Origin of the sequence: Enterobacter cloacae complex sp. IR5418 (assembly GCF_049238105.1) — a bacterium.
GTDB classification, from domain to species: domain Bacteria; phylum Pseudomonadota; class Gammaproteobacteria; order Enterobacterales; family Enterobacteriaceae; genus Enterobacter; species Enterobacter hormaechei.
In genome coordinates this window covers 128629-149913 of the sequence record NZ_JBMKHS010000010.1, presented here as the reverse complement: position 1 = coordinate 149913, position 21285 = coordinate 128629, and the positions used below count along the sequence as shown (strand labels likewise).

Sequence of the window (21285 nt, the reverse complement as noted above, 5' to 3'; positions counted from 1 at the left end):
GCTCAGCAGAGCTTGAGCTGTTGTAACAGGGTTTTCAGCTGCGCCTTGCGCGGCTCGTCCAGCGGTGATGCGGGCGGCAGCACATACGTGGAGACTGGGCGGCCGCAGAGCACAATCGCCTCTTTAATGACGTTCACAAACGGCGTATCCAGCTGATACATCTGCGGAATTTGCAGCAGGGTCTGATGATACTCAGCCGCTTTCGCTACGTCCCCGTCGCGCCAGGCTTTCAGAAGTTTTACCGACACCTGCGGAGCAAAGTTGCCGCTGGCCGAGATCGCCCCGTCGCCGCCGAGCAGCAGGGTATTAAACAGATGATCGTCGTAGCCGCAGAGCACGGTGAAGTGCGGATGGGCGCCTTTGACGGTGTGGATCATGCTGCGCAGGTGGGCAACAGAGTCGATGGTGTCTTTGATGCCGATAATGTTGCTGCGCGAGTCGGCGAGGGTTTTCACCAGCGCTGGCGTCAGATCCTGCCCGGTCAGCGCCGGGAAATTATAGAGCATCACCGGCAGCGTGACGCTGTCGGCCACCTGCTCGAAATAGCGGATCAGGTTCGCTTCCGACACTTTCCAGTAGTAGGGGTTGATCACCACGATGCCGTCCGCGCCCGTCTGCTGAGCGTGCTGGCTCAGTTCAATGGTTTCCCGGGCGTTGGTGCCGCCGGTGCCGATCAGGACCGGTACGCGACGATCGACATGATCGATAGCAAATTGGGCAATGGTTTTACGCTCTTCGGCGCTAAGCTGGGAAAACTCGCCGCCGCTGCCCAGAAAGAACAGGCCGTCAACGCCTGCCGCGATCAGATCGTCGATCAGCGCGGCGGTGCCCTGCTTATCGAGCTGGCCATCGGCGGTAAAAATAGTGGAGACAGGGGGAATGATTCCCGTAAACAACGCGGACTGCGGCATGAGATCTCCTTGCTGAATCATTTTGTTCTACATTATAGAACAGCGTTCGTTAATTTAACGATCATACTATGACGCAGAAAAAGGAGAGGTAAATGGGAAGGGAAGAAGGAGTGCGGGAAATTTAAGCTGGATCACATATTGTTCCCCCCTCACCCCGGCCCTCTCCCCAAAGGGGAGAGGGTGTTAAAGTCCCCTCTCCCCTCTGGGGAGAGGGTTAGGGTGAGGGGTGTGGGGTTACTCAACTAACATTTTCACGACCACTTTTCGCACCTTAGCAGGCGCCCCCACCGCGCACAGCGGCTTATGCACTTCGCCCGGGTAAAACACCACAAAATCCCCTTCGCTCAGCACCACGGTTTTCTCCTGCTCGCCTTCCGGCAGGAACGCGATGTCTTTGTCCGCCAGCCAGTCAGTGTCCGGCGTGCCGTGCGGCAGGGTGCTGAAGGTCATCCCTTCCTGACCTTTCAGCACAATCTGAATATCCAGATAGCGTGCATGATATTCAGCACGACGCTCGGCGAACGGCTGGGTCATGTCTTCAGAGACCAGATAAAGCAGGCTGTCGCCGTTGATGTCGTGCTTGCCGGTCGGCGTCGCGTCGGTGACGTGGGCCTTAACGTGCTCAATGGCCTGGCGCAGCTCTTCTGGCAGCCAGGACTGGAGATGATGAATATTGCCAATAATCATGATGCAACCCTCAAATTAAAACATTGTTTCATTTTTAGCTTTTATACGAGAATTGCTGCTTCCATACCAGTTCTTTTTTGGCAAGATTTGCGCCAGCGCATGTTTATCGGGAAATGTGTTAATCCCCTGTTAATAGCACGCAGGCATTTATGCAGTGGTTATGCATAACCTCATTTCATGCGCTTTACGTATCTGATCTAACTCGCTGAATTGAAACGGTAACTCACAAAACAGGTTGGTATATCACACTTTATCACTCCAGTTATTTCCTTTTAAAATCCATAATTATTTATTGATTTTTCTTAAGTCAAAAATAGTTAACTGTCGTTATTGCATAGCTATTCATGGCGCTAGGTTTTATTTTTTAAAATCAAGCACATAACTAAATATTTCAAAACGTGTAATTCTACAAAATAATAACAAATTCAAATATTGCCACCCGTTTCTGCTTAGCTATTCATCCGTCAATAATATGAAATTAATCATTATCTGATGCGAATCATGCAATTGAAAACAAGCGACTCACTATCGGTTTTCGCGTGAGCAATGTCACAATAACCATTATTTAAGCGCCTACTATGAATCACGAAATCAATTGAGCTTAGCCGCCATGAAATTAAATACATCACATGGCGCATGCCCTTTTTATTCTGAAAAAAAGTTAAAGGAATAATTATGGAAAAGCATTACGTCGGTTCTGAAATTGGTCAATTGCGTAGCGTTATGCTGCACCGTCCTAATTTAAGTCTGAAACGGTTAACCCCCTCAAACTGTCAGGAGCTGTTATTTGATGACGTGCTCTCGGTTGAACGGGCGGGTGAAGAGCATGACATCTTCGCAAACACGCTGCGCGAGCAGGGTGTGGAAGTCCTGCTGTTGACCGACCTTCTGACACAAGCCCTTGATATTGCTGAAGCGAAAGCCTGGCTTCTTGAAACACAAATCTCCGACTATCGCCTTGGCCCAACCTTTGCCGCCGACGTGCGCGGCTGGCTGGCGGATATGCCGCACCGCGAACTGGCGCGGCGTTTAAGCGGCGGATTAACCTACGGCGAAATTCCGGCAGTCATTAAAAATATGGTGGTGGATACCCACACGGCGAATGATTTTATTATGAAACCGCTGCCGAACCATTTATTTACCCGCGATACCTCCTGCTGGATATATAACGGTGTTTCCATTAATCCAATGGCGAAACCTGCCCGTCAGCGTGAAACCAATAACCTGCGGGCAATATATCGCTGGCATCCGGCATTTGCCGACGGCGATTTTATCAAGTATTTCGGCGACGAGAATATTAATTACGACCACGCCACATTAGAAGGCGGCGACGTATTAGTGATTGGTCGCGGGGCGGTCCTGATCGGCATGTCCGAGCGCACGACGCCGCAGGGCGTGGAGTTCCTCGCCAACAGCCTGTTCAAACACCGCCAGGCCGAGCGCGTGATTGCCGTTGAACTGCCAAAACACCGCTCCTGCATGCACCTCGACACCGTCATGACCCACATCGACGTGGACACCTTCTCCGTTTACCCGGAAGTGGTGCGCAAGGACGCCCAGTGCTGGACGCTCACCCCGGACGGACGCGGCGGCCTGCTGCGCACACAGGAAACCGACCTGCTGCACGCCATCGAGAAAGCCCTTGGCATTAACCAGGTGCGCCTGATCACCACTGGCGGCGACGCCTTCGAAGCCGAACGCGAGCAGTGGAACGACGCCAACAACGTTCTGACCATTCGCCCGGGCGTGGTGATCGGCTACGAGCGCAACGTCTGGACCAACGAGAAGTACGACAAAGCGGGCATCACCGTGCTGCCGATCCCCGGAGATGAACTCGGACGCGGACGCGGCGGCGCGCGCTGCATGAGTTGCCCGCTGGAACGTGACGGAATTTAAGGAGCCATCATGGAACGAAAACCCACTCTGGTTGTGGCCCTGGGCGGCAATGCGCTGCTCAAGCGCGGCGAGCCGCTGGAAGCGGAGATCCAGCGCCAGAACATCGAGCAGGCCGCCCGCACCATCGCCGGGTTAACGGCGCAGTGGCGCGTGGTACTGGTGCACGGCAACGGGCCGCAGGTCGGGCTGCTGGCGTTGCAAAACAGCGCCTACGACAAAGTCACCCCCTACCCGCTGGACGTTCTCGGTGCCGAAAGTCAGGGAATGATCGGCTACATGCTCCAGCAGGCGCTGAAAAACAACCTGCCCCAGCGCGAGGTGAGCGTCCTGCTCACGCAGGTGGAAGTGGACGCCGCTGACCCGGCCTTCAGCAACCCGACCAAGTATATCGGCCCGGTTTACAGCGAAGCCCAGGCGAAAGCGCTGGCCGCGGAAAAAGGCTGGGTGTTTAAGGCCGACGGGAGTTATTTCCGCCGTGTGGTGCCGTCGCCGCAGCCGAAGCGCATCGTCGAGAGTGATGCCATCACGGCGCTGATCCAGCGCGACCACCTGGTGATCTGCAACGGCGGCGGCGGCGTGCCGGTAGTGGAAAACGCCAACGGCTATCGCGGCATTGAGGCGGTGATCGACAAAGACCTCTCCGCCGCCCTGCTGGCGCGCCAGATCGAAGCCGATGCCCTGCTGATCCTGACCGATGCCGACGCGGTGTACCTCGACTGGGGCAAGCCGACCCAGCGCCCGCTGGCGCAGGTGACGCCGGAACTGCTCAGGGGCATGCAGTTTGACGCCGGATCGATGGGGCCGAAAGTGGCCGCCTGCCGCGAGTTTGTTGAAGCCTGCAACGGCATTGCCGGGATCGGCGCGCTGAATGACGGCGCGGAGATCCTGGCGGGCGAGAAAGGCACGTTGATTCGTAACTGAGAACACATACACACATACACACCCCTCACCCCGGCCCTCTCCCCAAAGGGGAGAGGGTGCAATCGTCCCCTCTCCCCTTTGGGGAGAGGGTTAGGGTGAGGGGAAGGTCTTAGACACTCATTTCAAAAGGATTTATCCATGACCATCAACCTGAAAAACCGCAACTTCCTGAAACTGCTGGACTACACCCCGGCGGAGATCCAGTACCTGATCGACCTCGCCATTGAACTGAAGGCCGCCAAAAAAGCCGGACGCGAAAAACAAACCCTGGTCGGGAAAAACATCGCCCTGATCTTTGAAAAAACCTCCACCCGCACCCGCTGCGCCTTTGAAGTGGGCGCGTTCGACCAGGGCGCGCAGGTCACCTATCTCGGCCCAAGCGGCTCACAGATCGGCCATAAAGAGTCGATGAAGGACACCGCCCGCGTGCTGGGCCGCATGTATGACGGCATCGAATACCGCGGCTACGGCCAGGCGATTGTCGAGGAGCTGGGCGAGTATGCGGGCGTGCCGGTGTGGAACGGCCTGACCGACGAGTTCCACCCGACCCAAATCCTTGCCGACCTGATGACCATGCTGGAGCACGCGCCGGGCAAAACCCTGCCGGAGCTGAGCTTTGCCTACCTGGGCGATGCGCGCAACAACATGGGCAACTCCCTGATGGTCGGCGCGGCGAAGATGGGGATGGATATCCGCCTGGTTGCACCGAAATCCTTCTGGCCGGAAGCGGGCCTGGTTGAGCAGTGCCGCGCCATCGCCAAAGAGACCGGCGCGCGCATCACCCTCACCGATGACGTGGAAGAAGGCGTCCACGGCACCGATTTCCTCTACACCGACGTGTGGGTCTCCATGGGCGAGCCGAAGGAGGCGTGGGCCGAGCGCGTCAGCCTGATGAAGCCGTATCAGATTAACGCGGACGTGATGAAGGCCACCGGCAACCCGAACGTCAAGTTCATGCACTGCCTGCCCGCGTTCCACAACGAGCACACCAAAGTGGGCCGCGAGATCGAGATGGCGTACGGCCTGAAGGGGCTGGAGGTGACGGAAGAGGTCTTTGAATCACCGAACTCCATCGTCTTTGACGAAGCAGAGAACCGCATGCACACCATCAAAGCGGTCATGGTGGCGACACTCGGCGACTAATCACCGCCCGGCGCGCCGCAGGTGCGCCGGGTTTAAGGAGCACATCATGGGCAAGTTCAAATTTCCCTCCGCTTACACCATTCTCTTTTTTCTGATTGCCGTGGTTGCCGTGCTGACGTGGATTGTCCCCGCTGGTCAGTACCATATGGCGATGAACGAGGCGCTCGGCAAAGAGGTGCCGGTCGCCGGGACCTATGCGCAAGTGGCATCACATCCGCAGGGGCTGGTTTCGGTGCTGATGGCGCCGATTGCCGGGCTGTACGATCCGGAATCCGGCCAGGCCGGGGCGATCGACGTGGCGCTGTTTATTCTGATCATCGGGGGTTTTCTCGGGATCGTCACCAAAACCGGGGCAATTGACGCCGGGATCGAGCGCGTCACCACCCGCCTGCGCGGCCGCGAGGAGTGGATGATCCCGATCCTGATGGCGCTGTTTGCCGCAGGCGGCACGATTTACGGCATGGCCGAAGAGTCGCTGCCCTTCTATACCTTACTGGTGCCGGTGATGCTGGCGGCGCGGTTCGATCCGGTGGTTGCAGCCTCCACCGTGCTGCTCGGCGCGGGGATCGGCACCCTCGGATCCACCATCAACCCGTTCGCCACGGTGATCGCCGCCAACGCCGCCGGGATCCCCTTCACTAACGGCATCGCCCTGCGCCTGGCGCTGCTGGTGATCGGCTGGGTCATCTGCGTGGCGTGGGTGATGCGCTACGCCCGCAAGGTGCGCAAGGATCCGTCGCTGTCGATCGTGGCGGATAAGCAGGAGGAGAACCTCGCCCACTTCCTCGGCAACAAGGGCGAGCAGTCGCTGGAGTTCACTCCGGTGCGCAAAATTATCCTGGTGATCTTCGCCCTCGCCTTCGCGGTGATGATCTACGGCGTGGCGGTGCTGGGCTGGTGGATGGCGGAGATCTCGGCGGTGTTCCTCGCCAGCGCCATTATCGTCGGCCTGATCGCCCGCATGAGCGAAGAGGAACTCACCTCAACCTTTATCAACGGCGCGCGAGATTTGCTGGGCGTCGCGCTGATTATCGGCATCGCGCGCGGTATCGTAGTGATCATGGATAAGGGCATGATTACCCACACCATTTTGCACAGCGCCGAGGGGATGGTTACCGGGTTGTCGACGGTGGCGTTCATCAACGTGATGTACTGGCTGGAAGTGGTGCTGTCGTTTCTTGTGCCTTCTTCGTCCGGCCTGGCCGTTCTGACGATGCCGATCATGGCACCCCTTGCCGATTTCGCTAACGTCAACCGCGACCTGGTGGTCACGGCTTACCAGTCGGCATCCGGCATCGTTAACCTGATCACTCCCACCTCTGCCGTCGTGATGGGCGGGCTGGCTATTGCCCGCGTGCCCTACGTGCGTTATCTGAAATGGGTGGCGCCACTGCTGGGGATTTTAACGGTGGTGATTATGGTGGCGTTAAGCCTGGGTGCCTTGTTGTGATTTGCCGGATGGCGCTGCGCTTATCCGGCCTACGGATCGGTGCAGTGCCACCGGTTATTTCGGGAACTGATATGGGAACTATGATGGATTACGAAGAGTACTCTCCCAAAGAGCAACTACAGCTAACGGTCTGCCAGCGTCTGATCGCGGAAAAGAGCTATCTCTCCCAGGAAGAGATCCGCCGCGATTTGCAGGAGCGGGGTTTTGAGACCATCAGCCAGTCCACCGTTTCACGTCTGCTCAAGTTGCTTGGTGTCATAAAAATTCGAAATGCCAAAGGGCTAAAGATTTATTCGTTGAATCCCCAGCTGCGCCCGGCCCCCGACGCGGCGCGTACCGTCTCTGAAATGGTGGTGAGCGTGGAGCACAACAGCGAATTTATCCTTATCCACACCGTCGCCGGATATGGCCGCGCGGTGGCGCGTATTCTGGATTATCACCAGTTACCGGAAATTTTAGGCGTGGTGGCCGGAAGCAGTATTGTCTGGGTCGCCCCCCGCGTGGTGAAGCGCACCGCACTGGTGCATAAGCAAATTAATTATTTACTCAGAACGCATTAATATTCATAAAGAACCGTTTGCATTGAGTAAAGCGTGCATTAAATCGCTTGATCCGCAAAGCGAGCTGCGTATAATGCCCGACAATTTGCCGGGAGGAAGCATGGTCAAGCGTGTACGACATAACGTCTTACCGCGTCTGAAATCAGACGCTGGCCTGCCGTTTTTCTTCCCGTTGCTAAACCTATTCCCAGAGCCCCTCATTTGAGGGGCTTTTTTTTGCCCGGCGTCAGGAGATAAACATGAATCCGCTTTATCAAAAACACATCATTTCCATAAACGACCTCAGCCGCGAAGAGCTGGAACTGGTTCTGGAAACCGCGGCAAAACTGAAGGCCAATCCGCAACCGGAGCTGCTGAAGCACAAGGTGATTGCGAGCTGCTTCTTCGAAGCCTCGACCCGCACCCGCCTCTCCTTTGAAACCTCCATGCACCGCCTGGGCGCGAGTGTGGTGGGCTTCTCGGACAGCAGCAACACGTCGCTGGGTAAAAAAGGCGAGACTCTGGCGGATACCATTTCAGTGATCAGCACCTACGTTGACGCGATTGTGATGCGTCACCCGCAGGAGGGCGCGGCGCGCCTGGCGACCGAGTTTTCCGGCGGCATTCCGGTGCTGAACGCCGGTGACGGCGCCAACCAGCATCCGACCCAGACCCTGCTGGATCTGTTCACCATTCAGGAGACGCAGGGCACGCTTGAGAACCTGAACATCGCTATGGTCGGCGACCTGAAATATGGCCGTACCGTCCACTCCCTGACCCAGGCGCTGGCGAAATTTAACGGCAACCGCTTCTTCTTCATCGCGCCGGACGCGCTGGCGATGCCGCAGTATATTCTCGACATGCTGGACGAAAAAGGCATCGCGTGGAGCCTGCACGCCAGCATCGAAGAGGTGATGGGCAACGTGGATATTCTCTACATGACTCGCGTGCAGAAAGAGCGTCTGGATCCGTCCGAATACGCCAACGTGAAGGCGCAGTTTGTGCTGCGCGCCAGCGACCTCGAAGGCGCGCGCGACAACATGAAGGTGCTGCACCCGCTGCCGCGCATCGATGAGATCACCACAGACGTGGATAAAACGCCGCACGCCTGGTACTTCCAGCAGGCCGGAAACGGCATCTTCGCCCGCCAGGCGTTACTGGCACTAGTTCTGAATCGCGAATTGGCACTGTAAGGGGAAACGACAATGACACACGATAACAAACTCCAGGTTGAAGCCATCAAACGTGGCACCGTGATTGACCACATCCCTGCGCAGGTCGGCTTTAAGCTGCTGACGCTGTTCAAACTGACCGAAACCGACCAGCGCATTACCATCGGCCTGAACCTGCCGTCCGGCGAAATGGGCCGCAAAGATCTGATTAAAATCGAGAACACCTTCCTGACCGACGAGCAGGTTAACCAGCTGTCGCTGTACGCACCGGACGCCACCGTTAACCGCATCGACGATTACGACGTGGTGGGGAAATCTCGCCCGAGCCTGCCGGATCGCATCGAAAGCGTGCTGGTCTGCCCGAACAGCAACTGCATCAGTCATGCTGAGCCGGTTTCCTCCAGTTTTGCAGTGAAAAAGCGCGCCAATGACATCGCACTCAAATGCAAATACTGCGAAAAAGAGTTTTCTCATTATGTGGTGCTGGCCAACTAATTGAGGTTGGTAAAGGATCCCGGCCTCCCTATAATGGCCGGGAACATTTAATCAGCTGTTATTCTGGAGAAATCATGACCAAAGTACTCGCGACGGAAAATGCACCAGCGGCTATCGGCCCCTACGTTCAGGGCGTTGATCTGGGCAGCATGATCATCACCTCTGGCCAGATCCCGGTGAACCCAAAAACCGGTGAAGTGCCAGCCGACGTAGCGGCACAGGCGCGTCAGTCGCTGGAAAACGTGCAGGCTATCGTTGAATCTGCCGGTCTGAAAGTGGGCGATATCGTCAAAACCACCGTGTTCGTGAAAGATCTGAATGACTTCGCGACCGTTAACGCTACTTACGAAGCGTTCTTCACCGAGCACAACGCCTCTTTCCCGGCGCGCTCTTGTGTGGAAGTAGCCCGTCTGCCAAAAGACGTGAAAATTGAAATTGAAGCGATTGCCGTACGTCGTTAATTCATTTCAATAAAGAGAAGGCAGCTGCGGCTGCCTTTTTTATTTCGACCATTTTTACTCACCGTAGCAAATGACGTTGCCCCCGCCCCATTAATAGACTGACGCTGCCTTTTTATATCTTATTAATGGACGACGAATGAAACTCTCGAAAATTGCGCTGGCCGTTGCCACATTAACGGTGGCGTCTTCTGCACTTGCACACGGATATATTGAATCCCCCGCCAGCCGCGCTTATATGTGTAAGCTCGGCCAGAATATTGACTGTGGCTCTGTACAGTATGAACCGCAGAGCGTAGAAAAATCCTCCGGCTTTCCAACGGGTGCGATGCCGCCGGACGGACAGCTTGCCAGCGCCGGTATTGCCAACTACTCCCAGCTTGATAAGCAGAGCCTGAACGCCTGGACCAAAAGCCCCATGACGGCAGGTCCGCATGCGTTCGTCTGGCGCCATACTGCACCGCATAAAACCACCAACTGGCGCTATTACATCACCAAACAAAACTGGAACCCCAATAAGCCGCTGACCCGCGACCAGTTTGAGTTAACGCCATTCTGTACCATTAACGGCAATGGTCAGGCACCGGCGATGACAAAATCCATGACCTGTAACGTGCCCGAGCGTACGGGCTACCAGGTGATTTATGGCGTGTGGGAAATCGCGGATACCGCAAACAGTTTTTATCAGGCCATTGACGTGGACTTCGGTAACGGCGGCAACGTCACGCCGGACGACACCCCGGCGGTCATATCCCAGTGGAGTAAAACCCTGAGCGGACAAATCGTCGGTAACAACCTGAACACGGGCGATAAAGTGATTGCGCGATTCTTCGATGCCAACGGGGAAGTTGCTGCCATGCGTACCGAGATGACGATTAGTTCTGCTGCCCAGGGGGATGCGAACCAGTGGTCATACGATCTGGCGCAGAAGATCAACGCCGCGCACAGCGATGTGCGTGTCGGGGTGAAGGATGAAGCGGGCGAAATTAGCCCGGTCCACGGCGCAAACAGCGTCTTCGTCAAAGACGGCAGCGCCCTGCGGTCCGTTGCGATCTCGTACGAAGAGCAGAAGGCAGAAGTGCATGAAACCATTGCCGTTTCTGGCCTGCACTACAGCAAAATCGAGAACGGCAGTGCGACCGTTACCTTCCACGTGAATACCACGGGCGACGTGAACCTTGAAGCGCACGTGATGAACCACAACGGGGCGGAAAAAGGCTACCTGAAGCAGGACATGAACAACGCCAGCCAGGACGTGACCATGACCCTGACTGACGTGACGGCGGGCCACCATATGCTGAAATACTTTGCCACCAACAAAGACGGTACGCTGTTCGCGCAGGACGTGCTGGATCTGATGCTGGAAAGCGACGCGGCGGACAGCAGCGGCCCGCATGACTTTATCTTCCCGGATAACGTCGCGTCCTACAAAGCGGGGACCGTAGTGCTACAGCCGAAAGACGGTAAGACCTACCAGTGTAAGCCTGTCCCGTTCAGCGGCTACTGCATACAGTACAGCCCAACCGCCAACCAGTTTGAGCCAGGCGTTGGCTCACACTGGAGAGAGGCGTGGGTTCTGAAGAACTAGTCCCCTCACCCCGGCCCTCTCCCCAAAGGGGAGAGGGTGTTAAAGTCCCCTCTCCCCTTTGGGGAGAGGGTTAGGGTGAGGGGCTACTGATTCCGCGTCGCGCGCAGCAGCGTTTCCAGCGGATACACCGCCGCAATCACCACCTCGTCCTGCACCTTCGCCGCGTTATCCAGCTCGCTCTGAATCGACGCTATCTCGTTATCATCCAGCGTGCCCTGACGCGCCACCAGATCCGTCAGCCTCAGGCCAGTCGAGGCCAGCTTATCCACCTCCTGAATCACCGGTTTGATGGCCTTAAGCTGATAGCTGTTTTCGCTTAGCGCCAGCGCGTCGCTGGTGTTGCTCTGCCAGCGGGTAAAGACGTGGCGCAGCGCCTCGGCGCTTTCCGTGTCTTCCGCGTCGCTCACCAGACGGTCCGCCCATTTATTCATCTGACGCACGGTGGTGCTTTCGGCGTTCAGCGCGTCAGCGAGCCGGTTGAGCGGCTCAAACTGATGGTAGTTCCCGGCCTGAAACTTAAGATGCTGGCGAGTGTAATATTGCGCCGGTTCGAGCGCCTGGGCGAGGATTTGCAGCGGTAAGGTATCCGCATTATTTGCCAGCCGCGTGAACTGTACCTGCTGCTGGGTATGCTGCTGTAGCCCAACCGACACCGTAGACCAGCTGTCCATCGCCTGAAGCCGGGTATACATGTTGTCGATGTCGTTCACGTCCTTCGCGGACCATAGCCGCTCCGCCACCGCAAAGGCGCGCGGCCACAGACGGATATCCAGCACCGGCGCGACCACGTTTTCCGCCCACAGCGCGGCTTCCCCGCCGAGCAGATTGGCCTCGTTCGCCGGGTCCGGCACCACCGGCGCCATGCCTTTTGGCACCTCATCCAGACGCGTGCCGCTAATCGGGTAGCGCGTGTTCCCCACCAGGAAATAGCCGGTGAGCGTGTCGTTATTAACGTTGACGACCGGGCGCGTTTCGCCCATCCAGGTGTCGACGGTAAAGGTCACCTGATTGTCATCACGCCACTGAATGTTATCCACTGCGCGGCGGGATTTTCCCGCGAAATCAATAAACCCGCGCCAGCCGGCATCCCCTTTCACCAGCGTAAAGCTGCCTTCCACCGGCTTGCCTTTCAGACGCGGCATGGAGAAAGCCCAGCTCTGGGCACTGTCGGTATCCGCAATCACGTCCACGCCGTTCAGCCCCTGCGGCACAATTTCGTTGCGGTAGTGGTAGGCGGTGGATTGCGGCTGGTCGAGGTAGAAGCCCGTTGAGAGAATGCCCTTATAGCCGTTCTGCGCCACCTGCCCCAGCGCATCCTGTCCCTGCCAGGACTGGATCAGAATGCTTTTCGGCAGGTCGGGATGGTAGATCTCATCCCAGCCGACCATCTGCCGGTGGTGCTTCTCAAGGATCGTCTCCAGCTTGCGGTTGAAATACGCCTGTAATGCGTGGCTGTCCGCCAGTTTGTTGTCGCGCATGAATCTCTGGATCGCCGCGTTTGCTTTCCACTGGCTGTCGTCCACCTCATCGCCGCCAATATGCAGATACGGATCGGGGAAGATCGCCGCCAGTTCGCTGACCATCGCGTCAGCAAAGGCGTAGGTTGCCTCTTTGGTTGGATCCAGCACCGGCTTCAGCACGCCCCAGTGGCGCTCCATGGCGTACGGCCCCGGCGCGCTCATCAGTTCCGGGTAGGCGACGGCAATCGCCGAAGCGTGGCCCGGCATGTCAATTTCCGGCACCACGCGTATGCCGCGCTCGGCAGCGTAACGCACAATCTCGCGCATCTGCTCAGGGGTGTAGAACAGCCCATCGCTGGCAAGCTCGGTTAATTTGGGATAACGCTTCGAGGTAAAGCGCCAGCCCTGATCGTCCGTCAAATGCCAGTGCAGGACGTTGAGTTTTGCCGCGGCCATGCCGTCAATTTGACGTTTGATATCGGGTATCGGGATGAAATGACGCGCCGAATCGAGCAGCAGCCCACGCCACGGGAAGCGTGGCGAATCTTCAATGGTGACCCACGGCAGCGAGGTGTTTTCCGCGCCGTTCTGCATCAGCTGGAGCAGGGTTTCCATGCCGCGCAATGCGCCAAAGCGGGTGTTGGCGGAGATGTTTACGCCGTTGGCGTCCACCGTGAGCTTGTAGCTTTCATCGCTGTCCGGCAGCGGCTGCGGCTTCACCTTTTTGGCAATGGCGATACGGATGGTCGGCTTGTCCGGTTTTTCGGCCTGCGGCTGGAGCGTCCAGCCAGTTTGCAGGGCGATGCGCTGGCGCAGGCGATTGACGGCGTCACCCAGATCGTCGCCGCTGACGCTGACAGAGAGTTGATTGTTAAGCACCAGTGTGCCCTGCGTGGTGGGGCGTTCAACCTTCGCAGGCCAGGGCATTAAGGGAAGGTCGCCTGCCGGGGCGGCAAAAGCAGAGGCGCCGAGCATCAGCCCGGCGGTTAAGAGACTGTACCGTAACATGAATGTTCCTTATCTGACGGGCCAAATACAGGCAAAACATTCTGTTAACATGCGTACAAATTGTCGTCAAGCGAATGCGCCGACGCAGATCACAGGTTGTTGAATTTGGGAGGAAAGCCAGTCCCCTCACCCCGGCCCTCTCCCCAAAGGGGAGAGGGTGTAATCATCCCCTCTCCCTGAGGGGGTGTTTTTACTGCCATCCATACCGACGGCTATAGAAGCCTTTCACCAACTGCGTCAGCACCATGTAGCCCGCGAGGATCGCCACCAGCCATGGGAAGTAGCTTAGCGGCAGCGCCTGAAGTTGCAGGTAGCTTGCCAGCGGCGAGAACGGCAGCGCGATCCCGAGCGCCATCACAATGCCCGTCATCACTATCAGCGGCCACGCGGCGCGGCTCTGGATAAACGGAATGCGGCGGGTGCGGATCATGTGCACAATCAGCGTCTGGGACAGTAACCCCACTACAAACCAGCCGGACTGGAACAGCGTCTGGTGTTCCGGCGTGTTAGCGTGGAACACAAACCACATCAGGCAGAAGGTCAGTATGTCGAAAATGGAGCTGATCGGCCCAAAGAACAGCATAAAGCGCCCCAGATCTGCGGGGTTCCAGCGCTGCGGCTTCTGGATCTGCTCGTCGTCGACGTTATCAAACGGGATCGCCACCTGAGAGACATCGTACATCAGGTTCTGGATCAGCAGATGCAGCGGCAGCATCGGCAGGAACGGCAGAAAGGCGCTCGCCACCAGCACGCTAAAAACGTTACCGAAGTTGGAACTGGCGGTCATTTTGATGTATTTGAGCATGTTAGCGAAGGTGCGACGCCCTTCGATCACCCCCTCCTCCAGCACCATCAGGCTCTTCTCCAGCAGGATGATATCCGCCGCTTCACGGGCGATATCCACCGCGCCGTCCACGGAAATGCCAATATCCGCCGCACGCAGGGCGGGCGCATCGTTGATGCCATCGCCCATAAAGCCCACCACGTGCCCTTCACGACGCAGCAGCGTGACGATGCGCTCTTTGTGCATCGGCGTCAGGCGGGCAAACAGCGTCGTGCGCCGGGCAAGCTGCGCCAGTTCGTCGTCGGACAGGTGCTCAATGTCGCTCCCCACCACCACGTCGCCCGCGTCCAGCCCCACTTCGTGGCACACTTTAGCCGCCACCAGCTCGCTGTCGCCAGTCAGGATTTTGACGGTGATGCCGCTCGCCTTGAGCGCTTTTAAAGCCGGCGCGGTGGTCTCTTTCGGCGGATCGAGGAACGCGATGTAACCTTCGAGGATCAAATCGGATTCGTCGATACGCTGATAATCCCCTTCCCGCGCGGGCAGGAACTTGCTGGCGACGGCCACCACGCGCAGTCCCTGACGGTTAAGGTTATCGGTGACGCGTTTGATGCGCCGCAGCATGGTCTCATCCAGCGGCACGATCTCCCCGTTATGGCGCACCTGCGTGGACACGTTGAGGATCTCCTGCAATGCTCCTTTGCAGATCAGCTGATGCACGTCCGCCTGCTCGCTGACCACCACCGACATGCGGCGGCGTTCGAAGTCGAACGGGATTTCGTCCACCTTCTGCCAGCGGCCAGAGAGCATGCGGGCTGACTCCTCGTCCACGCCTTCCAGCACCGCCACGTCGAGCAGGTTTTTCAGCCCGGTCTGGTAGTGGCTGTTGAGCCACGCGCTGTGGAGCACGCGCTCGCTGGTTTTACCGGCGATGTCGGTGTGGTTCTCCAGCACGATTTTGTCCTGGGTCAGGGTGCCGGTTTTATCGGTGCAAAGGATGTCCATCGCGCCAAAGTTCTGAATGGCGTCGAGATGCTTGACGATCACCTTTTGTTTAGAGAGCTTCACCGCCCCGCGCGCCAGCGTGGAGGTAACAATCATCGGCAGCATTTCCGGCGTCAGGCCAACGGCCACGGAGAGCGCGAACAGCGCCGCTTCCCACCAGTCGCCTTTGGTGTAGCCGTTTATCAGCAGGACGATTGGCGTCATGACCATCATAAAGCGGATCAGCAGCATGCTGACGCGACCAATGCCTTTCTGGAACGCATTCGGCTCGCTCTCTTGCTCGCTGACGCGTCCCGCAAGCTGTCCAAACCAGGTGTTGCCGCCGGTGGCAGTGACAATCGCCTGCGCCGTGCCGCTCACCACCGTGGTGCCCATAAAGCACAGGGTGTCGCACTCCAGCGGGTTCATCTGCTGCGGGTCGCGGGTCCGCGCCACCTTTTCCACTGGCAGGGATTCACCGGTGAGCGAGGCCTGTGCGACAAACAGATCCCGCGCCTGGATGATGCGTAAATCCGCCGGGATCATGTCCCCCGCCGCCAGCTTCACCAGATCGCCCGGCACCAGCTGGTCAATGGGCAGCTCAATCCAGGCGTTTTCGCCGAGGTCGTTAATCACGCGCGACACGGTGGCGGTGTTACTGACCATCGCTTTCAGCGCATCCGCCGCTTTGGTGGAGCGGGCTTCCTGAATGAAGTTCAGCAGCGTGGAGATCCCCACCATCAGGGCAATCACGCCTGCGGCAAACAGATCTTCCGTGGCGTAGGAGATGATCCCGAGCACGGTCAGCAGCAGGTTGAACGGATTGCGGTAGCAGAGCCACAGGTGGACCCACCATGGAGAGGGTTTTTGCGCCGGAATCTGGTTGTCGCCATATTTTGCGCGGCTTTTTGACACTTCTTGCGCGTTCAGCCCTTCTGGGTGGCCGCCAAAGGCGCGCCAGACTTCATTTTCATCCATCGCCGCCACGTTCAGGCAGCGCTCGGTCAGGGAAGCGGGGATTGCCGCTCCCGCCATCGTTTTAGCATTTGGCAGCGGATCGCGCGCAATCAGGCGACGTGGCAGGTGACGGCTCAGCTGCGTAAACAGCTGCCGGGTGATATTTTTCAGCATAGTCATTCCCCCGCATCCGCAAAGGCGGACGCAGTTTTCCCGCAGGCGTGGCAAAGCCGTACCTGTCAGGCACTTAATTTATCAAGCAGGAACGTATGAACGTTGCTGCCTCACGCCGGTGAGACAGCAAAAGGCTGGCTTACCGGAAAGAACGTTTGCTCCTGGTCAGGAGAGGTGTGGGATCGGGATCCATATGGCCTCCGGTAAGTAAAAAACAGGGTGTCGGCACGCAGTATAGCGATTTATCCATACCGCTTGTGTCTAATCGGGCGGTATTATAACGCCCTGCAAATAAACCGAACGTAAACCAGACTTTGCCCATAGCGAATTCGCAGGATAGCATTAGGCTCAATTGATTATTTTATCGTTGTTACAGGGAATACAGCATGCAGAACCGCCTAACGATTAAAGACATCGCGCGTTTAAGCGGCGTGGGGAAATCGACTGTCTCACGCGTGCTGAACAACGAAAGCGGTGTCAGCGAGCGCACACGCGAGCGCGTCGAGGCGGTGATGAATCAGCACGGTTTTTCCCCTTCCCGTTCCGCGCGCGCCATGCGCGGGCAGAGCGATAAAGTGGTCGCCATTATTGTCTCGCGTCTGGATTCCCTCTCTGAAAACCTCGCCGTGCAGACCATGCTGCCCGCGTTCTACGAGCAGGGCTATGATCCGATCATGATGGAGAGCAAGTTCTCCGCACAAATGGTGGAGGAGCATCTCGGTATGCTTCAGCGCCGCAACATTGATGGCGTGGTGCTATTCGGGTTTACCGGCCTGAAAGAGGACGTACTCAAACCCTGGCAGCCGTCACTGGTGCTGCTGGCGCGCGACGCCAGCGGGTTTGCCTCTGTCTGTTACGATGACGAAGGGGCGATCGTGATCCTGATGCAGCGCCTGTATGAACAGGGCCATCGGCATATCAGCTATCTCGGCGTACCGCATGCCGATATCACGACCGGCAAGCGTCGCCATGAAGCGTACCTGGCGTTTTGTAAACAACACAACCTCCCCGCCGTGGCCTCGCTGCCCGGTCTGGGTATGAAACAGGGATATGAGCAGGTCGCCAGTGTGCTGACGCCACACACCACCGCCCTGGTGTGCGCCACGGATACCCTTGCGTTAGGTGCGAGCAAATATTTACAGGAGCAGCGCATCGGGGAGCTGCAACTGGCGAGCGTGGGAAGCACGCCGCTGATGAAGTTCTTGCACCCGGAGATCATCAGCGTCGATCCGGGCTATGCCGAGTCTGGCCGACAGGCAGCCGCGCAGCTGATCGAGCAGATCAACGGTCGTACCGAACCCCGTCAGATCGTTATTCCAGCCCACCTCTCATAATTCGTTTGAATAGATTATTGTGATCTTCGCCCGATCTCGGGAACGTTCCCATTTTCGCCGTCACGCTGAAAGAGTAGGCTTGCGCTCAGGTCATTACCCTATCAATCGGTCATGAGGTTTCATGATGAGTAAAGTCAAACAAGCAGATATCGATCAGCTGATCGTCCTGGTCGGCGGACGCGATAACATCGCCACCGTCAGCCATTGCATTACCCGCCTGCGCTTCGTGCTGAACGATCCGGCCAAAGCCAATCCGAAGGCCATTGAAGAGTTGAAAATGGTTAAAGGCTGCTTCACCAACGCCGGGCAGTTCCAGGTGGTGATTGGTACTGAAGTGGGCGATTACTATCAGGCTCTGCTGGCGACTACCGGGCACTCTTCCGCCGATAAAGAGCAGGCGAAGAAGGCCGCGCGCCAGAATATGAAATGGCATGAGCAGCTCATTTCCCACTTCGCGGAGATCTTCTTCCCGCTGCTGCCAGCGCTGATCAGCGGGGGCTTGATCTTAGGCTTCCGTAACGTCATCGGCGATGTGCCGATGAACGACGGCAAAACCCTGGCGCAGATGTATCCGGCGCTGCAAAGCATCTACGACTTCCTTTGGCTGATTGGCGAAGCCATCTTCTTCTACCTGCCGGTGGGGATCTGCTGGTCGGCGGTGCGTAAAATGGGCGGTACGCCAATCCTCGGTATCGTGCTCGGCGTGACGCTGGTCTCTCCACAGTTAATGAACGCTTACTTACTTGGTCAGCAAACGCCAGAGGTGTGGAATTTCGGCCTGTTTACTATCGCCAAAGTGGGCTATCAGGCGCAGGTGATCCCGGCGTTGCTGGCGGGTCTGGCGCTGGGCTTTATTGAGACGCGCCTGAAGCGCATCGTGCCAGATTACCTCTATCTGGTGGTGGTCCCGGTCTGCTCGCTGATCCTGGCGGTGTTCCTGGCACACGCCTTTATCGGTCCGTTTGGCCGCATGATTGGCGACGGCGTAGCCTTCGCGGTGCGTCACCTGATGACCGGCAGCTTCGCGCCAGTCGGTGCCGCGCTGTTTGGCTTCCTGTACGCTCCGCTGGTGATCACCGGTGTGCACCAGACCACGCTGGCGATCGATATGCAGATGATCCAGAGCCTCGGCGGTACGCCTGTCTGGCCTATCATCGCCCTGTCTAACATCGCACAGGCCTCGGCGGTAACCGGCATAATCATTGTCAGCCGTAAGCACAATGAGCGTGAGATCTCCGTTCCGGCGGCCATCTCCGCTTACCTCGGCGTCACTGAACCGGCGATGTACGGTATCAACCTGAAATACCGCTTCCCGATGCTCTGCGCGATGATCGGCTCCGGTCTGGCGGGCCTGCTGTGTGGCCTGAACAGCGTGATGGCGAACGGGATTGGCGTCGGCGGCCTGCCGGGGATCCTCTCCATTCAGCCCGCTTTCTGGCAGGTATTTGCCCTGGCAATGGCGGTGGCGATTATCATCCCAATGGCGCTGACGACCGTAGTTTACCAGCGTAAGTTCCGTCAGGGCACGTTGCAGATTGTTTAATTCTCTCTTTCGGGGCGCAGTTGCGCCCCTTCGCATTTGCAGGAACGCACTATGAATACCCTTCCTCACTGGTGGCAGAACGGCGTCATCTATCAGATTTACCCAAAGAGTTTCCAGGACACCACCGGCAGCGGCACGGGCGATCTGCGCGGCGTGACGCAGCGCCTGGACTACCTGAAAACCCTTGGCATTGACGCCATCTGGCTGACGCCGTTTTATATCTCCCCGCAGGTGGATAACGGTTACGACGTGGCGAATTACACCGCCATCGACCCGTCCTTTGGCACGCTGGATGACTTTGACGAGCTGGTTACCGAAGCGCACGCGCGTGGCATCCGCATCGTACTGGATATGGTCTTTAACCACACCTCCACGCAGCATGCCTGGTTCCGCGAGTCGCTGGATAAAGCAAGTCCGTACCGCCAGTTCTATATCTGGCGTGACGGTACGCCGGATGCGCTTCCCAATAACTGGCGATCCAAGTTTGGCGGCAACGCCTGGCGCTGGCACGCCGAAAGCGAGCAGTATTATCTGCACCTGTTCGCGCCGGAGCAGGCGGATCTCAACTGGGAAAACCCGGCGGTGCGCGCCGAGCTGAAAAAGGTGTGTGAATTCTGGGCCGATCGCGGCGTGGACGGTTTACGTCTGGACGTCATCAACCTCATCTCTAAAGATCAGCATTTCCCGGACGACACTATCGGCGACGGTCGCCGCTTCTACACTGACGGGCCGCGCATTCATGAGTATCTTCAGGAGATGAGCCGCGACGTTTTTACCCCGCGTAACCTGATGACGGTGGGCGAGATGTCCTCCACTTCGCTGGAAAACTGCCAGCAGTATGCATCCCTCGACGGTCGTGAGCTGTCGATGACCTTTAACTTCCACCACCTGAAGGTGGACTACCCCGGCGGCGAAAAATGGACGAAGGCGAAGCCGGACTTCGTGGCGCTTAAAACCCTCTTCAGCTACTGGCAGCAGGGGATGCACAACAAAGCCTGGAACGCGCTGTTCTGGTGTAACCATGACCAGCCACGCATCGTGTCGCGCTTTGGCGATGAAGGCGAATACCGCGTGGCGGCGGCGAAAATGCTCGGCATGGTGCTGCACGGGATGCAGGGCACGCCGTATATCTATCAGGGTGAAGAGCTGGGGATGACCAACCCGCATTTCAGCCGCATCACCGACTATCGCGACGTGGAAAGCCTGAACATGTTCGCCGAACTGCGGGCTAACGGTCGCGATACGGATGAGTTACTGGCGATTCTGGCAAGTAAATCCCGCGACAACGGCCGCACGCCGATGCAGTGGGACGCGTCGCACAATGCGGGCTTTACCGAGGGCGAGCCGTGGATTGGCGTCTGCGATAACTACGAAACCGTGAACGCCCGCGCGGCGCTGGACGACCCGGACTCGGTGTTTTACACCTATCAGTCGCTGATTCGCCTGCGTAAAACCCTGTCGGTGCTGACGTGGGGCGACTATGAAGATTTGCTCCCGGAGCACCCTTCCCTGTGGTGCTACCGCCGCCAGTGGCAGGGGCAAACGCTGATGGTGGTGGCGAACCTGAGCCGCGAGCGCCAGCAGTGGCAGCCGGACCCTGTAGAGGGGGCATGGCGGGTGGCACTCAGCAACTATGAGGACGTTCCTTCCCGCCCCGATACGCTGCTATTGCGCCCGTTTGAAGCCATCTGGTGGGTGCAGGAATAAACAACAGGAGATACAGCATGCTGTATCTCTTTTTTTATGTTTAGCGATACGCTAAATGTACGACGATAACTTTT

At 57.7% G+C, this 21285-nt stretch carries 17 protein-coding genes and 1 pseudogene; 13 read left to right on the top strand and 5 right to left on the bottom strand.

Annotated elements, in window-relative coordinates; translation table 11 throughout:
- Positions 1-2: 2 nt before the first annotated feature.
- Positions 3-911: a 2-keto-3-deoxygluconate aldolase gene (yagE, locus tag ACOTX7_RS10780; RefSeq protein WP_421626078.1), complete on the bottom strand. Its 909-nt coding sequence runs from the start codon at positions 909-911 to the stop codon at positions 3-5.
- A 234-nt stretch (positions 912-1145) separates the two neighbouring features.
- Positions 1146-1598, bottom strand: a complete 453-nt coding sequence (locus tag ACOTX7_RS10775) for a YhcH/YjgK/YiaL family protein (protein ID WP_221256841.1) — start codon at positions 1596-1598, stop codon at positions 1146-1148.
- 675 nt (positions 1599-2273) lie between these two features.
- Here ACOTX7_RS10775 and arcA point away from each other — a divergent pair.
- From arcA to ACOTX7_RS10750, 5 genes are all read left to right on the top strand, one after another.
- On the top strand, positions 2274-3494 hold the full coding sequence (gene arcA / locus ACOTX7_RS10770) for an arginine deiminase (protein WP_213826093.1): 1221 nt from the start codon (positions 2274-2276) through the stop codon (positions 3492-3494).
- A gap of 9 nt (positions 3495-3503) precedes the next feature.
- Complete coding sequence (gene arcC, locus ACOTX7_RS10765; RefSeq protein ID WP_006810310.1) at positions 3504-4415, top strand: carbamate kinase; 912 nt, start codon at positions 3504-3506, stop codon at positions 4413-4415.
- A gap of 138 nt (positions 4416-4553) precedes the next feature.
- Positions 4554-5558 carry an ornithine carbamoyltransferase gene (gene argF / locus ACOTX7_RS10760; protein WP_032673681.1) on the top strand — a complete coding sequence of 335 codons (1005 nt, stop codon included), beginning with the start codon at positions 4554-4556 and terminating at the stop codon, positions 5556-5558.
- Between the two features lie 46 nt (positions 5559-5604).
- A complete protein-coding gene (locus tag ACOTX7_RS10755) occupies positions 5605-7008 on the top strand; it encodes a YfcC family protein (protein WP_221256840.1) in 1404 nt (467 codons plus the stop codon).
- Between the two features lie 80 nt (positions 7009-7088).
- The gene (locus ACOTX7_RS10750) at positions 7089-7568 is read left to right on the top strand and encodes an arginine repressor (RefSeq protein WP_003863366.1); all 480 of its coding nucleotides are present in this window, start codon (positions 7089-7091) and stop codon (positions 7566-7568) included.
- 3 nt (positions 7569-7571) lie between these two features.
- On the opposite strand, the pseudogene ACOTX7_RS10745 reads toward ACOTX7_RS10750, so the two are convergent.
- Positions 7572-7689: pseudogene (locus ACOTX7_RS10745) on the bottom strand (hypothetical protein).
- On the opposite strand from ACOTX7_RS10745, the gene ACOTX7_RS10740 reads away from it, so the two are divergent.
- From ACOTX7_RS10740 to gbpA, 5 genes are all read left to right on the top strand, one after another.
- Complete coding sequence (locus ACOTX7_RS10740; protein WP_022646880.1) at positions 7669-7773, top strand: pyrBI operon leader peptide; 105 nt, start codon at positions 7669-7671, stop codon at positions 7771-7773. The pseudogene ACOTX7_RS10745 and the gene ACOTX7_RS10740 sit on opposite strands and share 21 nt — an antisense overlap.
- Positions 7774-7807: 34 nt before the next feature.
- On the top strand, positions 7808-8740 hold the full coding sequence (gene pyrB, locus ACOTX7_RS10735; RefSeq protein ID WP_003863368.1) for an aspartate carbamoyltransferase: 933 nt from the start codon (positions 7808-7810) through the stop codon (positions 8738-8740).
- Between the two features lie 12 nt (positions 8741-8752).
- The gene (gene pyrI, locus ACOTX7_RS10730; RefSeq protein WP_003863370.1) at positions 8753-9214 is read left to right on the top strand and encodes an aspartate carbamoyltransferase regulatory subunit; all 462 of its coding nucleotides are present in this window, start codon (positions 8753-8755) and stop codon (positions 9212-9214) included.
- A gap of 74 nt (positions 9215-9288) precedes the next feature.
- Positions 9289-9675, top strand: a complete 387-nt coding sequence (ridA, locus tag ACOTX7_RS10725) for a 2-iminobutanoate/2-iminopropanoate deaminase (protein WP_006810315.1) — start codon at positions 9289-9291, stop codon at positions 9673-9675.
- A gap of 136 nt (positions 9676-9811) precedes the next feature.
- Positions 9812-11260, top strand: coding sequence for an N-acetylglucosamine-binding protein GbpA (gene gbpA / locus ACOTX7_RS10720; RefSeq protein ID WP_221813426.1), 1449 nt, complete (start codon positions 9812-9814; stop codon positions 11258-11260).
- Positions 11261-11343: 83 nt separating this feature from the next.
- Here gbpA and ACOTX7_RS10715 read toward each other — a convergent pair whose 3' ends face one another.
- Both ACOTX7_RS10715 and mgtA read right to left on the bottom strand, forming a co-directional pair.
- Entirely contained in the window at positions 11344-13728 is a 2385-nt protein-coding gene (locus tag ACOTX7_RS10715) for a beta-N-acetylhexosaminidase (RefSeq protein ID WP_221813428.1), read from the bottom strand.
- A gap of 190 nt (positions 13729-13918) precedes the next feature.
- A complete protein-coding gene (gene mgtA, locus ACOTX7_RS10710; protein WP_221256838.1) occupies positions 13919-16627 on the bottom strand; it encodes a magnesium-translocating P-type ATPase in 2709 nt (902 codons plus the stop codon).
- Positions 16628-17013: 386 nt separating this feature from the next.
- On the opposite strand from mgtA, the gene treR reads away from it, so the two are divergent.
- The 3 genes from treR (at position 17014) to treC (ending at position 21211) form a co-directional block, all read left to right on the top strand.
- Positions 17014-17961 carry a trehalose operon repressor TreR gene (gene treR / locus ACOTX7_RS10705; RefSeq protein WP_221256837.1) on the top strand — a complete coding sequence of 316 codons (948 nt, stop codon included), beginning with the start codon at positions 17014-17016 and terminating at the stop codon, positions 17959-17961.
- A 124-nt stretch (positions 17962-18085) separates the two neighbouring features.
- Positions 18086-19504, top strand: a complete 1419-nt coding sequence (gene treB, locus ACOTX7_RS10700; RefSeq protein WP_221257201.1) for a PTS trehalose transporter subunit IIBC — start codon at positions 18086-18088, stop codon at positions 19502-19504.
- A gap of 51 nt (positions 19505-19555) precedes the next feature.
- On the top strand, positions 19556-21211 hold the full coding sequence (gene treC, locus ACOTX7_RS10695; RefSeq protein ID WP_221256836.1) for an alpha,alpha-phosphotrehalase: 1656 nt from the start codon (positions 19556-19558) through the stop codon (positions 21209-21211).
- Positions 21212-21285 lie beyond the last annotated feature (74 nt).